We start from the raw sequence: 15549 nt of genomic DNA, 5'->3' as shown, positions 1-15549 counted from the left end.
ACATGGACGAGCCGTGTATGACGGCAGTCCAGGAGTTCCGGGGGCGGAAGATGGAGCAGCAGGTGACCATCGTTGCGGAGGTCGGTGACGGCCAGGGCGTACTCGATGTGGTGAGCGAGGACGGGATCGTCCTCGACGCGTCGGGGGACGTGGCGCGACTGGGCGGCGGGGCGGTCGCCTACGCGCCGGGCGCCCAGGTCCGGGTCCGCGACGAGCAGTGGCTCGTCCGGAAGGTCGCGCCCACGGCCCGGGACGGCTGGATGGTGGAGGTCACCGGCGTCTCCCCGTTCGTGCGGGGCACCGACGCGGTCTTCTACAGCCGGCTCGACGACATCCAGGTGCTCGACCCGCGGAAGACCGAGCTGGTCCCGGACGACTCCCCCAACCACCGCAAGGCGCGCCTCTACCTGGAGGCCGTGATCCGCAAGACGGCACTGCCCCAGACCGAGCACGGCCTCGCCCTGGCCGACAGCTTCCTCATGGACGGGCAGACCCACCAGCTCCGGCCGGCCGAACTGGCTCTCTCGATGAAGAACCCGCAGCCGCGGATCCTCATCGCGGACGTGGTGGGCCTCGGCAAGACGCTGGAGATCGGCATCCTGCTGGCCGAGCTGATCCGGCGCGGGCGGGGTGAGCGGATCCTCGTGGTCACCCCGGCCCACGTCCTGGAGCAGTTCCAGCGCGAGCTGTGGACCCGGTTCTCCATCCCGCTCGTCCGGCTCGACTCCACGGGCATCCAGCGCGTCCAGCAGGACATCCCGGCAGGACGGAACCCGTTCGCGTACTTCAAGCGGGCGATCATCTCCGTGGACACGCTCAAGAGTGACGTGTACGCCCACCACTTGGACTCCACCGAGTGGGACGCCGTCGTGATCGACGAGTCCCACAACCTGGTCAACCGCGGCACGAAGAACAACGACCTCGCCCGTCTGCTGGCCCGCCGCACCGACGCGTTGATCCTCGCCTCGGCGACCCCGCACAACGGCGACGCCGAGTCGTTCGCCGAGCTGATCAGGATGCTGGACGAGGCCGCGATCGCGAACCCGTCGGACTACGACGTGAAGGACCTCGACCACCTCTACATCCGGCGCACCAAGACGGACAAAGAGGTGCGGGACTCCCTCAAGGGGGTGTGGGCCGACCGCGGCCCGTCCGAGCCGGTCCCCGCGCGGGCCACCGAGAAGGAGCGCGCGGTCTTCGAGGAGCTGGCCGCCCGCTGGATCCCGCGCGATCCGGCCGCCTCCTCGGTCTGCGCCGACCCGCTCGCCGCGTACAACTTCCTCAAGGCCTTCCTCTCCTCGCACAAGGCGCTGCAGAAGTCACTGGAGGCACGACGCCGCTACCTGGCCGGGCCCGCGAAGGTGAGGAAGGGCGAGGACCTGGCCGCCCGCGAGGCCGCGCTCAGGGTCGAGCGCGAGGCGATCGTGGAGCTGGAACGGCTGGTCGGCGAGATCGGGGACGAGGACTCCGCGAAGCTGGACGCGCTGGTCGAGCAGCTGAAGAAGATCGGCGTCGGTCCGGGTTCGGACACCCGCGTCGTCGTCTTCTCCGAGCGCATACCCACGCTGACCTGGCTGGCCGAGGTCGTGCCCGCCCGGCTCGGGTTCCAGAAGACCGGCTCCGTCGAGGCCGGCGAGAGGAAGAACCGGCCCTGGCTGGTGTACGGCGGAGCGGCGCAGGTCATGCACGGCGAGGCCACCAACGAGGACGAGCAGAAGCGGATCGTCGAGAAGTTCGGGCTGCGCGACGACCCGGTGCGCATCCTGTTCACGGGCGACGTCGCCTCCGAGGGCGTCAACCTCCACCAGGAGTGCCACCAGCTCGTCCACTACGACCTGCCCTGGTCGCTGATCCGCATCGAGCAGCGCAACGGCCGTGTCGACCGCTACGGGCAGAAGGAGAAGCCACAGTTCCGCGCCCTGGTTCTCACCAGCGACGTGGAGTGGCGCCGTGACCCGGAGACCGGCGAGGCCCTGCCGCTCGACGACCGGCTGGTCGGCGCGAAGCTCCTCAGGCGCGAGGAGGAGGCGCACCGGATCGACGGATCGGCCGAGGCGGTCACCGGCCTGTACCGGGCGCAGGAGGAGGAGAACCGCCTCACCCGCGACCTGCTCGCCGGCCGCACCGTGGAGGAGTCCATCAAGCGGTCCAGTGGCGGCGCCCCGTCGATGCTCCGGAAGCTGATGGGCAACATCGGCGCCAAGCAGGCCCAGGACGACGTGGCCTACGCGACCGTCCCGAACCTGTTCCGCTCCACCTCCGCCTACTTCGAGGAGGCCCTGCGCCAGATCTGTCCCACCGGGGCGGACAACGAGCTGAAGCTGCGGCACGAGGACGACGGCACCATCGCCTTCGAGCCGCCGGCCGACCTCCAGTACCGCTTCAAGGCGCTGCCCAAGTCGTACCTGGCCGAGCAGAACATCCTGCCCACGAGCAAGGCTCCCGGCCGGCTGCGGATCACCTTCGACAAGGGGCTCGGGGAGAAGCGGCTGAAGGCGGCCCGGGAGTCTTCCAAGACCCAGTGGCCCAACGTCAGTTACGTCTCGGACGTGCATCCCGTGCTGGAGTGGGTGACCGACAAGGCCCTGGCGTCCCTGCGCCACGACGAGGCGTTCGTCCTCGCCTGCCAACCCGACGCCGACGCCGCGGCCAAGCTGGACCCCCGCCTGCCGGACGAGCTGACCGGCCCGGTCCACCTGGTGCAGGGCATCCACTCCAACGCGCTGGGCCGCCCCACCGTGGTGGAGTGGATGGCCGTCGTCGGCCTGCCCGACGCGCCCCGCGTCGTGCGCATGGACGCGGCCTTCCTCGACGCGTGCGGCGTGGGTCCGAAGATGCCCGGCCGCGCCGTGTCCGAGGAGGAGCGCGAGGCACTGCAACGGCTCGTGCCCCGGGCGATCGACGAGGCCGCACGGCACCTGCGTGAACGGGAGGCCGAGTACGCGTGGCGGATCGACGAGATGCTCGCCCCGTACGAGAAGCGCGTGACGCGGTGGCAGCAGGACGCCCTGTTCGCCTCCGCCCGCTCGGCGAAGGGCCGCAACGGCATCAACCTCACGGCGAGCCGTCGCAAGACGCTCATCAAGTCGCTGAAGACCTCCGGAGCGCCCATGCTGCGCCTGCTCTGCGTCCTGCAGCCCCTGTCCACCTCCGCCGCTGGGAAGACCACCCGATGAGCACTGACTTCGACTCCTTCTCCAACCGCGGCGAGTACCTGTCGGCGCACTACTTCGCCGAACAGCTGGGCCAGGACCTCAAGAAGGGCCTCCTCTCCGCCTGGACCGGCCGCGAGACCGACGAGAAGGACCCGCGCCCCACGCCGAGGGAGAGGGTGCGCGCCCTGCGCGGCACGTACCTGTCGGAGGAGTTCCGCAACTTCTTCGCCGAGCGCGCCAAGCTGGACGCCGAGGACGACGCCGACGGGAACAGCGCCTCCGCCGGAGCCCGCCTCAACACCTACCAGGACGGTGACTGGCGCGAGCGGCTCGGCGCCTGGCACGACAAGGTGCTCGCAGCGCTCGGTTTCTCCGGCGCTCCCGAGCGGCGGGAGCTCACCGTCCACCGCGCCGGACGCGAGCACAGCGTGGCCACGGCCTGGCACGGCGACGGCATCGTGGCCGTCGAGTGCGGCTGGGCCGACGGCAACGACACCGCCCTGGACGCGGACGGTCCCGGCCGGCTGCTGCACCCGCTGCGGGTGAGCGGCAGCGAGGTCTACGAGACCGGCGAGTCCCTCGCCACCTGGCTCTTCCGCAGCGAACTGGGCGAACCCGGCGGGGAACCGCCCCGTTTCGTGCTCCTGCTGTGCGGCGGCGTCCTCGTCCTGGCCGACCGCCAGGTGTGGGACGAGGGCCGCTTCCTGGCCGTCAACCTCGACGCCGCGCTGGAGCGCAACGACCGCAAGCAGACCGGCGAACTGGCCACCATCGCCGCCCTGTTCAGCCACGAGATGCTCGCTCCCGCCGAGGATGGCAAGGGACCGGGCATCGACGCCCTGATCAAGGCCTCCCGCGACAACGCGGTCGGCGTCTCCGGCGAACTGCGCGAGGGACTGCAGCGCTCGGTCGAGATCATCGCCAACGAGGTCCTGGCCCGGCTGGACGAGGCCGGTGTCGAACCCCGTCAGATCGAGGACCCGAAGCTGCCGTTCGCCAAGCAACTCACCCGCGAATCGCTGCGCTACCTCTACCGCATCCTGTTCCTGCTGTACGCCGAGGCCCGCCCGGAGCTGGGCATCCTGCCCGCCGACGACGGCACCTACGAGGCCGGCTACTCGGTGGCGCGACTGCGGGAACTCGTCGAGCGCGACGAGCAGCTCGTCGAGGAGGAGGCCCGCAAGGGCTTCCACCTCTTCGCCTCCCTCGACGTCCTGTTCAACAAGGTCAACCACGGCCACCGCCCCTACGGCACCGAGCCCGACGACGACCTGCCGGACGACGACGAGGAGACCCGCAAGCTCAAGGCCAAGCGGCGCAGCGAGGACCGCGGCCTGCGCTTCGAGCCGCTGCGCAGCGAGCTCTTCGAACCGAAGTCCATCCGTCTGATCGGCCGGGGTGTCCTCGACCCGCGCAGCGACGAGGACGCCGAGCCGGCGTGGCTGGACCTGCGGCTGCGCAACAGCGCACTGCACGAGGTGCTGCGGCTGCTGACCATGAAGAAGGCCAAGCGGCGCGGGGAGCGCGGCGGCTTCATCTCCTACCGCAACCTCGGCATCAACCAGCTCGGCGCCGTGTACGAGGGCCTGATGTCGTACACCGGCATCATCGCCGAGGAGGAGCTGTGCGAGGTCGCCAAGGGCGGTGACCCGGAGAAGGGCTCGTGGCTGGTGCCCGCGCACCGTCTGAAGGAGTATCCGGAGAAGACCTGGGTCCTGTACGACGAGCACGACGCGCTCAAGGGCCTGCGCGGGCCGAAGAAGTACAAGGTGGGCGAGTTCGTCTACCGGCTGGCGGGCCGCGACCGCGAGACGTCCGCCTCCTACTACACCCCCGAGTCCCTGACCAAGGTCACCGTCGAGCTGGCGCTGAAGCACCTCCTCGACCAGGAGCGCGACGAGAACGGCGAGGTCGTCCGGACGCGGGCCTCGGAACTGCTGAAGTACAAGATCTGCGAGCCCGCGCTGGGCTCCGGCGCGTTCCTCAACGAGGCGATCAACCAGGTCGCCGAGGAGTACCTGCGCCGTCGGCAGGACGAGTTGGGCGTCTCCGTCCCGGCCGCGGACGCGCTGACCGAGAAGCAGAAGGTCAAGGCGTACGTCGCCCTGCACAACGCCTACGGCGTCGACCTGAACGCCACGGGCGTGGAGCTGGCCGAGGTCTCGCTGTGGCTCAACACCATGCATCCGGGGATGCGGGCGCCGTGGTTCGGACTGCACCTGCGGCGGGGCAACTCGCTGATCGGCGGACGACGGGCGGTGTACGCGGGCGAGGACGTCGTCTCCCCGGCGAAGGCCTGGCTCGCGGCGAAGAACACCCTCGCACCGACGCCGCTGCCGTTCCTCAAGGACGGTGAGCCCCAGCCGCTGCCCGAGGACGCGGTGCACCAGTTCCTGCTGCCCAGCCCCGGGTGGGCGGCGGTGACCGGCTCGAAGGAGGCCAAGGAACTCGCCAAGGATCAGGTGGCGCGGCTGGCCGCCTGGAAGAAGGGCATCCTCCAGCGGCCCAAGCGCGGCACCGCGCACCTGAACAAGGACGGCACGCCCAAGCTCGACAAGGCGGGCAGGCCGAGGAAGGAAGCGCCCTCCCAGTTCACCCGGCTGCGGGACGCGGCCAAGCGGGCCGAGTTCCTGTGGTCGCTGGTCATCAAGCGCATGCAGCTCTCCGAGGCGGCGATCGCGCGGAAGATCGACGTGTGGGGCGCGGCGCCGGACGACCCCGAGTACGCCTTCCTGCGCACGGCGGCGGGCGCGGTGCCGAAGGAGCAGGTCATGGCCGACCTGTTCCTGGCGACCGAGACGCCGTACTGGCGCCTGAAGAAGGTCATGGACGCCTGGTGCGCCCTGTGGTTCTGGCCGGCCGACAAGGCGTCCCTGCTGGACGGCACGGACGGGGTGTACGACGACACGGTGCCGGCGACGGCCTCCGCGGACGCGCTCGGTGACCTGCTGGGCGTGCCGCTGGTCGGCGGGGAGGCGGGAGCGGTTTCCCCGGACGGGGGCGGCGGGCCCGCGAAGGCGACGATCCCGGGTCCGCGTTTCACCGAGCAGACCATGCTGTTCGCGTCGGGGCCGACGCAGGAGTCCCTGGTGTCCGCGCTGGCGGAGGAGGAGCCGCTCATCGACCTCCAGACGGTGGAGGCGGGAGGCCGGTCCAGGCGCAACGCACCGAAGCAGTCCAAGCGGCGGACCTGGCGGAACACCATTGCGTTGGTCGAGCTGGACGACTGGCTGGACTTCCTGGAGGCCCTGCTGGGCACGGTGGACCCCGACGAGGAGAACCTGGTCACCGAGTTCGACAACCTGGACGCACTCAAGGACTTCGAGAAGAACCTCCCCCGCCTGATGGGAATGGACCTCGCGGACCCGGAGATCCGCTTCCCCTGGATGCACGTGGTCACCAACATCGCGGAGGAGCAGGGTTTCCTGCATTGGGAGTTGGACTTCGCACTGGTCTTCGCGCAGGGCGGCGGGTTCGACTTGCAGGTGGGTAACCCGCCGTGGGTGCGGCCTCGGTGGAACGAGGGGGCGGTACTGGCCGAACACGAGCCGTGGTTCGAGCTCACGGAGCGGGCCTCAACGGCGGAGAAGGAGAAGCGGCGGGCTGAGCTGCTGCGAGTACCGAAGGCTCGTCAGTACGTGCTGGATGAGCTGACCAACGTCAGCGGGCAGGTCGCTGTCTTCGGGGCTTCACAGGTCTATCCCCTGCTGACCGGCACGCAGCCGGATCTGTACCGGGCCTTTATGTGCCAGGTGTGGGCCCACGTGTCGGCATCCGGAACGACGGGGCTGGTCCACCCCGACTCTCACTTCACCGGTGACAAGGAGGGTGCGCTGAGGGAAGCCGCCTACCGGCGGCTGCGCATCCATGGCGACTTCGTCAATGCGGGGCAGAGGTTCTTCCCTGAGCCCGTTGGGCACACCGCTCACTTCGGTGTGCACGTGTACGGCCGCCAGCAGGAAATCGGGTTCGACCATTTGTCCTGGCTGGTCTCGACAGACGCCTTGCGGTTCTCCGCCACGCATGACGGCAGTGGCGAGGTGCCTGGTATCCGGTACCGCAATGGTGAGTTCGATGAGCGACCGCATCGATCTCGGGTCGTCCGCGTCGATACGGATCTACTGTCCGTTTGGCAGCGTCTGCTTGACGAAGAGGACGAACCAGTCGAGCGAGCACGGCTACTGTTTCCCGTAAGCACAGCAGAGGCCAGCGCAATTAGCGCCCTGGCGGCCTATCCGCTGCGCTTGCGTGCGCTTGAGCCACAGATGACACGTGGTTACGACGAGAGTGGCGCTAAGAAAGAGAAGTTGATTGACTACAACCGTCCGGACGCTTCTACCGGCCTGGAGTATCAACCGACTCGCTGGCGCCATGTGATCCTCAAAGGCACACAGATTAGCGTTGCCACACCCATCTTCAAACGCCACGACGCTAACAGCAACGACCCATACGGGACTGACTTGGCGACGCTTCCCCCTGACTTCGTTCCCGACACGGAGTATGTGCGCGCGGAGGGTCGTAGCCAGGCGTACCTCAAAGCCCAGGAGCGTTGGACCGAGCATAGTGTCCTTGACCGTCTTCGTGAGGACGAGAAGGCAGTAGCACGCGCCCGCCAGAAAATTGCCCGGACGGAGGGAATCGCTCCCGAGAACGCTGACTCTGCTAAGGTCGACGCACTTCTAGTCGAGCGCGCAAAGCGGCGATACGCGACTTTCTACCGACTAGCTTGGCGTCGCCAAATCGCGCCGGATACTGAGCGTGCACTATACGCGGCAATGATCCCCCCTGGGACTACCCACATTCACGCCGTGAACAGTCTGGCGATGCCCGATGACCGCCATACCGTGCTCGTTTCGGGATTTTGGGCTTCACTCCCGCTCGACTACTTCCTTCGAGTAACCGGCCGTAGCGACCTTCTCGGTAGGAGCGCTAAAGCAACGCCCGCGCCATCCGATGGTGCACACCCGCTGGCTCCGGCTCTGCTGCTGCGAACCCTCCGCCTGAACTGCCTCACCACCGCCTACGCCGACCTCTGGCGAGAGCTGTACGACCCCACCTGGCCCGCCTACGAACCCTGGGCTTTGGACTGGCCCGGCCTGCAACCGCTCCACGACGTCACCCCCGACTGGTGCCGCGACACCCCCCTTCGCACCGAGCGCGCCCGCCGGTCCGCTCTCGTGGAGATCGACGCCCTCGTGGCCGTCTGGCTCGGTATGAGCGCCGACTCGCTGATCGCCGCCTACCGTGGTCGCTTCCCCGTGTTGCAGAAGTACGAGGCCGTGACCTGGTTCGACGCCGAGGGCTGGAAGCTCGCCGGCAACGCGCGCACCATCGGTCAGCGGCAGACCAAGGAGACCTGGGGCCAGTTCGAGGCGTACCTCGCCGACCCCGACAACAACCCCGTCCCCGACGGCTACACCGCTCCCTTCTACAAGGCCGACCGGGAGAAGGAGATGCGCGAGGCGCACGCCTACTTCCAGAAGCGGCTGGACGAGGCCGTCGCCCGGGGTGAGTGGGACCCGGTGAAGCAGGAGGTGCCCAAGCCGTGAGGCCGACGCTCGAAGCGCAGGGGCTCAAGGAGAGCCTGCTCCAGTACCTGTCCACGACCTACGCGCTGACCGACGAGGGCGCCCGGGAGTCGCTGCACCGGTTCCTCGGGGACGAGACGTCCGGGATGTTCCGGGGGCCGTTCCTGCGGATACGGACGCCGTTCACGCGGGCCGACGACTCCTGGAAGGAGCTGCTGGACTGGCGGCGGACGGATGACTGGACTCCGTACGCCCACCAGGCCAAGGCATTTGAGCGACTGTCGTCGGCCGGCGGGCGGACCCCGCGGCCGACGCTCGTCACGACCGGTACGGGGTCCGGCAAGACGGAGTCATTCCTCTACCCCGTCCTGGACCACTGCGCGCGCGAGCGCAACGCCGGGAACAACGGTGTCAAGGCCGTGTTCCTGTACCCGATGAACGCGCTCGCCACCGACCAGGCGCAGCGCATCAACGACCTGCTGCGCGAGTACGACGCCGACCTCGGCAAGCTCCGCGCCGGCCTGTATATCGGCGACAAGGCGGAGACGAAGTACGACCGGGTCCACACCCGCCGTTCCGACATGTGGGTGTCGCCGCCGGACATCCTGATCACCAACTACAAGATGCTGGACCTGCTCCTCCAGCGCTCCCAGGACGCCGCGCTGTGGAACGGCGCGGACATCCGGTACGTCGTCGTGGACGAGTTCCACACCTACGACGGCGCCCAGGGCACCGACGTGGCGATGCTGCTGCGGCGCCTGGCCGCCGCCGTCGGGGCATCGGAGCCGGGGAGACCGCTGGGGCGGATCTGCCCGGTCGCCACGTCCGCGACGCTCGCGTCCGGCACGGACGGGGAAGGGGTGCGCCGGCTCCTCGACGTCGCCACGCAGGTCTTCGGGACCGAGTTCACCGAGGACGCGATCATCGGTGAGGACCGGCAGAGCGTCGACGAGTTCCTCCCGCCGGACGACTTCGACCCGACGCTGCCGTACCCCTCCCCCGACGAGCTGGCGCTGTTGCCCGATCCGTCCCTCGGGAAGGAGGAGCTCGCCGACCTCGTCGAGGCGGTGACGGGCACCCGCGATCCGGACCCGTTCCTGCTGGGCCGGAACCTGAAGCGGCAGACGCTCACCTCCGCCGTGATGCTGGCGCTGGACGGCGAGGTCCGCACCACCGGCGAAGTGCTCGACCTGATGTGGCGCAAGGGCGCGCGGTCGTGGGGCAAGACCATCACCGAACGGCCGGAGGTCGCCGCCTCCGCTCTCGCCCGCTTCGTCGCACTGCTGGCCGTCGCCCGCGACCCGGAGTCCACGCCCAAGAGTCCGCGGCCCTTGGTGCAGATCGAGGTGCACCAGTGGGCCCGCTCGGTCTCCCGCCTCATGCGGGGCGTGCTGCCGTGGCCGAAGGCGGAATTCCAGTGGGACGCGGCCGGTGCGGCGGACCGGCAGGGCGACCGGCACGCCCGGACGGCGCCGGTCACCACGGCGACGGCGGGCCAGGCCGCGAACCTGTTCCTGCCCGCCGTCTACTGCCGCGACTGCGGGCGTTCGGGCTGGGCGGTGTTCTCACCGGAGACCGACGACACCCACGTCCAGGTCGACTCGCACAAGATCAGGCGGGCCTCGGTCAGCCAGGACAAGATGCGGGTGCGCAACCTGATCGCGGCCACGGACGCCGAGGCTCGCGAGGGCTCCGGTGCCGCGCCGATGACGTCGGCCGGGCGCGGCGCGGACGGCGGGCATGCCGCGTCCGCGCTCTCCGCCGGCCGGGGCGGACAGCTGCGTGTGCTGGACGGGCCGGAGCGGAGGCTGCGGCTGCCCGATCCCGTCCGCGACTACGACCCCACCACCGGGGAGCCGCGCCCGGCCACCGGCGACTCCGCCTTCGTCCTGGTGAACCTGGGCGAGACCGCCAACACGGCGGCCGAGGAAGACTGGTGCCCGGCATGCGGCTCGCGCAACGCGATCCGCTTCCTCGGCACCGGCGCGGCGGCGCTCGCCGCCGCCTCCATCACCCAGCTGTTCACGGGGGGCGAGCTCGACGAGGGGCAGGGCGAGGACAAGACGCTGATGTTCAACGACTCGGTGCAGGACGCCGCGCACCGGGCCGGGTTCGTCGCCTCCCGTTCGTACACCTTCTCCCTGCGTGCCCTGTTCAAGAAGCACCTCTCGGAAGACCGGCCGACCGCGCTCAACGACCTGATCGCGGACGTCGTCGCGGCCACCACCGACCGCACGACGCTCGCCGCCGTCGTACCGACCGACCTGCACGACGTCCAGGGCGTGAAGCGGCTGCTGTCCGGTCAGGGGCGCGGCGGCGACCGACCGACGTGGAACCTGATCGGTGAGCGCTTCGCGTTCGAGGCCCTGATGGAGTTCGGTTTCCGCTCCCGCAACGGCCGCACCCTGGAGCTGACCCGCACGGCGGCGGCCCAGGTGCGCGTCGCGGACGTGGCGGCGGCGGTCGCGGTGGTGAAGGCCGCGCATCTGGCCGAGGAGGGCCGGCGCGGCGGACTGCCGCCCGTCGAGCAGGACGACGCCCGCTACCTCGCCTTCCTGCGGATCTTCCTGGAGCGGCTGCGCACCAGGGGCGCGATCGGACACGAGTGGCTGGACGGCTACCTGAGGGAGGCCGGGACCAGCCGCTACTTCATCTGGGGCAAGCGGCCGGTCGGCATGCGCGCCTTCCCCAAGGGCGTCGCGGCCCCCGTGTTCCTCCTCGACCAGCCCAAGGCCAGGAGCGAGTTCGACTTCGCGACGGGACGGCTGTCCTGGTACGAGCGCTGGGCGCAGCGCTGCCTCGACCTGCCCCGCGAGCAGACCGCCGGGTTCTGGAACCGGCTGCTGCCCGACCTGGTCGCGGCCGGACTGCTGTCGGTACGCACCCCGGCCGACAGCAGCCTGCGCGTCTACGGGCTCCAGCCGGGCGCGATCGACGTGCGACTCCTCTCCGACGACATCGTCAACGAGGCCTTCGTGCGCTGCCCGGTCTGCTTCTGGGAGCAGACCGTCCACCCGGAGCTACTGGACCAGTGGCACGGGCAGCCGTGCCCGTCGTACCGCTGCCGTCGGGGCCGGCTGGTCGCCGGGAACCGCCCCGAGGAACTGGGTGTGCATCACCGGGACCGGGACTACCGGGACGACTACTACCGGCGGCTGTACCGCAAGGCCGGCACCTACCAGGTGATCACCGCGGAGCACACCGGCATGCTCACCCGGCCGGAGCGGGAGCGGGTCGAGGCCGCGTTCAAACACGGCACCGGGTTCAAGGACCCCAACGTGCTGTCGTGCACGCCCACCCTGGAGATGGGCATCGACATCGGCGACCTGTCCGCCGTCGTGCTGGCCGCGCTGCCGCGCCGTCCCGCCAACTACGCCCAGCAGGTGGGCCGGGCCGGGCGGCGCACGGGCAACGCGTTCCTGCTGACCATTCCCGACCGCAGCCGCCGCGACCTGTACTTCCTGGACCAGCCGCGCGAGATGATCGCCGGCCGGATCGTGCCGCCGGGCAGCCACCTGTCGGCGATCGAGATCCTGCGCCGGCAGTACCTGGCCCACCTGCTGGACCTGGCCGCCCGCACACGCCTGCCGCGCCCCGACGGCAAACCGCTGCCCGCGGTCCCGGCGAGGGCGCCGGAGCTGTTCGGGCCCTCGGGCTACCTCGCCGACCTGGTCGAGGCCGCCCTCGCGCGCGGCGACCGACTGGTCGACGGGTTCCTGGCGTTGTTCCCCGGCGGGGTGAGCGACCAGGCCCGCGGCGAGCTGCGTGACTACGCCACCCGCGGACTGCGCGGCGCGGTGGAGGAGGCCGAACGCCAGTGGCGGCGTGGCGAGGAGGTGTTGCGCCGTCGGCTGCGGATGATCGGCGAGGCGCGCGACGAACTGCACGACAGCGACGACGAGCAGGCCCGGCAGAAGGCCGAGCTGGACGCCGAGCACCGGTCGGTCGGCAAGCGGTTGCTGTCGCTCGGGCTCACCACCGCCCAGCAGGCTCTGTGCGATCTCGGGCTGCTCCCGAACTACGCGCTCATCGACGCGGTGACCACCCTGAACGCCACGCTGTACTGGCCGGAGGGCGTCGACGAGAAGACCGGCCGGGAGCGGTACAAGTCCAAGACCCGCGCCTACGACCGGCCCCGCCGCTACGCCCTGTCCGAGTTCGCGCCCGGCAACACCTTCTACGTCAACGGCTACAAGCACCAGGTCACCGGCCTGGAGATCGGCACCGCCACCGACCCCGACTGGCGGCTGTGGCGGTTCTGCCAGGAGTGCGGGTACGTGCGCACGGAGAACGCCGAGGAGGACCGCTCTCCGTGCCCGCGCTGCGGCAGCGCCCGGATCGCGGACGACGGCTCCTGCCTGCACAAGGTCGTCGAACCCGCCGTCGTCACCTCCCGGGACAAGCGGGAGGACGCCCGGATCGGCGACGACAGGGACGACCGGGAGCAGCGCCACTACACGGTGATCGACGCGGTCGACATCGCGGCGCAGGACATCGAGCCGAAGACCTCCTGGCGGCACGCGACGCAGACGTTCGGCATCGACTTCTGCCGCACGGCGGTCATCCGTCGGGTCAACGTCGGCCCGATGCGGTTCGACGCCAGGGCGGAGGACGACTTCGCCGGGCACAGCGTGCGGATGGCGCCGTTTCACGTGTGCACGGGCTGCGGTGCGGCGACCGCCGACGGGCGGCCCGTCTTCGACCACGACACCGACGCCCTGGACTCCGCGGCGGCGCGCAACCCCAAGCTGAAGCACCACCAGCCGTGGTGTCCGCTGCGCCGGGGGAGGAAGCCGCAGGACGTACCGCAGGAACCGGTGCTGCTGGCACACCAGCTGCGCACCGAGGCGCTGCGGGTGCTGCTGCCGGCCGCCACGGTCCTGGTCGACGAGAAGATCCACTCCTTCCGGGCGGCCCTGCGGCTGGGCGTCGACCACCACTTCGGCGGCGATCCGCAGCACCTGGACTCGACCCTGGCACGCATGCCCGACCAGGCCACCGGGGAGACGCGGCACTTCCTGGTGCTCTTCGACAGCCTGCCGGGCGGCACCGGCTACCTGCACCGGCTCACCGACCCGGCCCACTTCCGGGCGGCCCTCGCCGACGCGCGGCGGGCACTGCTGAAGTGCCCCTGCCGCGACGAAGGTCGGCTCGCCTGCCACCGCTGCCTGCACCGCTACACCGAGGAACGGCGCCAGGACACCGTCTCGCGCCTCGCGGCCCTGCAGATCATCAACGACCTGCTGGGACCGGTCGACCAGGACGGCGAGCCGGTGCGCGACGAGGACGGCCGGCCGGTCGACCTGTGGAAGGTCACGAAACTGCCCAGCACGGACCTGATCGGCCTGGACCGGCAGGTGGAGTCCGACCTGGAGGCCCGGTTCCTGGCCGCCCTGCGCACCTGGACCGGCGGGGAGCGGGACGCCGTGCTGGAGGAGAGCAGCACGGCCAGCGGCTACCTGCGCTTCAGCCAGGGCGCCAACTGGCGGCTCACCGCGCAACGGGACATGGAGTTCACCCGCACCGACTTCACCTTCGAGTCCACCGACGGCCCCAAGGAGTACGTCACCGTCTACCTCGACGGCCACCGCTACCATGCCACCCGCGCGCACAACCGGATCGCCGCGGACTGCGACAAGCGCAACCAGTTGCGGGGCAGGAACCACGTCGTCTTCCAGATCACCTGGGACGACCTGGAGCTGTTCGAGAAAGGCGAGGCCGCGAAGGCCGAGCCGGTCTGGCCGCCGTACCCGCGCAGCGCGCAGGACACCGCCAGGGACTGGTACGAGGAGATGGGCGGCGAGCGCGCCGACCTCGCCGGGGCCGTGTTCGCCAATCCCGTCGACACGCTCCTCGCCTACCTGCGCGAGCCGGCCAAGGAGCGGTGGGGGCGCCGCGCCAGGGCCCTGGTGGGCGGGCTCATGGCCGAGCCCGCCGCCCTGGCGACGCAGGCGGACCGCGTCCAGGCGCGCCAGGCGCTGAGGTCCGCGCTCGACGCGTACGGCGCGGGCCGCGAACCGCCCGCGGAGCCCGCCACCGGCGACGGGGCCGTCCTGGTGCTCCGGGCGGCCGACCGGAGCGGCCTGCCCCTGCTCTTCACCGTCGACGCGACCGACGGCGAGGAGCCGGAAGCACTGCGGTGGAGCGCCCTGGCCGTGCTGGACGACCGGGACGAGGTCCTGGGCACCGACGCGCACAAGCTGCGCTGGCGTGCCTGGCTCTACTGGTCGAACCTCCTGCAGTTCCTCGCGTTCGCCGGCGGGGACGGCGTGCAGCTGGCCGGCAGCCGCGCGTCCGCCTTCCCGGTCGACGTGCTGGCCGTCACCGGCGGCATCGGCGAACTCGACTCGCTCGTCGCCCTGCGCCGGCCGCAGCAGCCGACGGCGGCGGTGGCGCAGGAGGAGCCCGCCACCACCGCGCCGGGGCCCGATGCGGAGGCCGGAGGCACCGTGGCCGAGCGGGCCGTCGCCCGGTTGCTGCGCGACGCCGCCTGGGACGAGGAGATCCTGCCCCTGCTCGAGGAGGACGAGCCGGACTCGGCGCTCACCCGGCTCGCCCGCGAACTCGCCGCACACGGCGTGCTCGCCCCCGTCTTCGGCTTCGAACTCGGGGAGCGGCGCTGGCCGGCCGACTTCGCCTGGCAGGACCCCGGCGTCCGGATCGCCGTCGTGGCCGCACCGCACGGCGAGGACGACGAGGAGGCCCGCCGGCGCGAGCGGGCCTACGCCGACGCGGGATGGACGGTCCGTACGGCGGCCGACTGGCTCGACCACCTCGACTCGCTCGTCGGCAGGCTCCCCGGCACTCCAAAAGCGCGCGGCACGAACGACCCCCACGACCTCCACGGCAACGAAAGGCAGCACTGA

At 70.6% G+C, this 15549-nt stretch carries 3 protein-coding genes; all 3 read left to right on the top strand.

Translation table 11 applies throughout. The features are described from left to right. Positions 1 to 17: 17 nt before the first annotated feature. From AB0L74_RS21990 to AB0L74_RS21980, 3 genes are read left to right on the top strand one after another with little or no spacing between them, the layout of a single operon-like run. Positions 18 to 3176 carry a DEAD/DEAH box helicase gene (locus AB0L74_RS21990; protein ID WP_365654788.1) on the top strand — a complete coding sequence of 1053 codons (3159 nt, stop codon included), beginning with the start codon at positions 18 to 20 and terminating at the stop codon, positions 3174 to 3176. Next, on the top strand, positions 3173 to 8704 hold the full coding sequence (locus tag AB0L74_RS21985) for a hypothetical protein (protein ID WP_365654785.1): 5532 nt from the start codon (positions 3173 to 3175) through the stop codon (positions 8702 to 8704). Before AB0L74_RS21990 ends, AB0L74_RS21985 begins: the two co-directional genes overlap by 4 nt. Continuing rightward, positions 8701 to 15549 carry a DEAD/DEAH box helicase gene (locus tag AB0L74_RS21980; RefSeq protein WP_365654782.1) on the top strand — a complete coding sequence of 2283 codons (6849 nt, stop codon included), beginning with the start codon at positions 8701 to 8703 and terminating at the stop codon, positions 15547 to 15549. The genes AB0L74_RS21985 and AB0L74_RS21980 overlap by 4 nt, the downstream gene beginning before the upstream one ends.

This window comes from Streptomyces sp. NPDC052020 (assembly GCF_040680575.1).
GTDB lineage: Bacteria > Actinomycetota > Actinomycetes > Streptomycetales > Streptomycetaceae > Streptomyces.
Note: the sequence above shows the minus strand (reverse complement) of the source record. Positions and strands in the feature narration are given on the sequence as shown.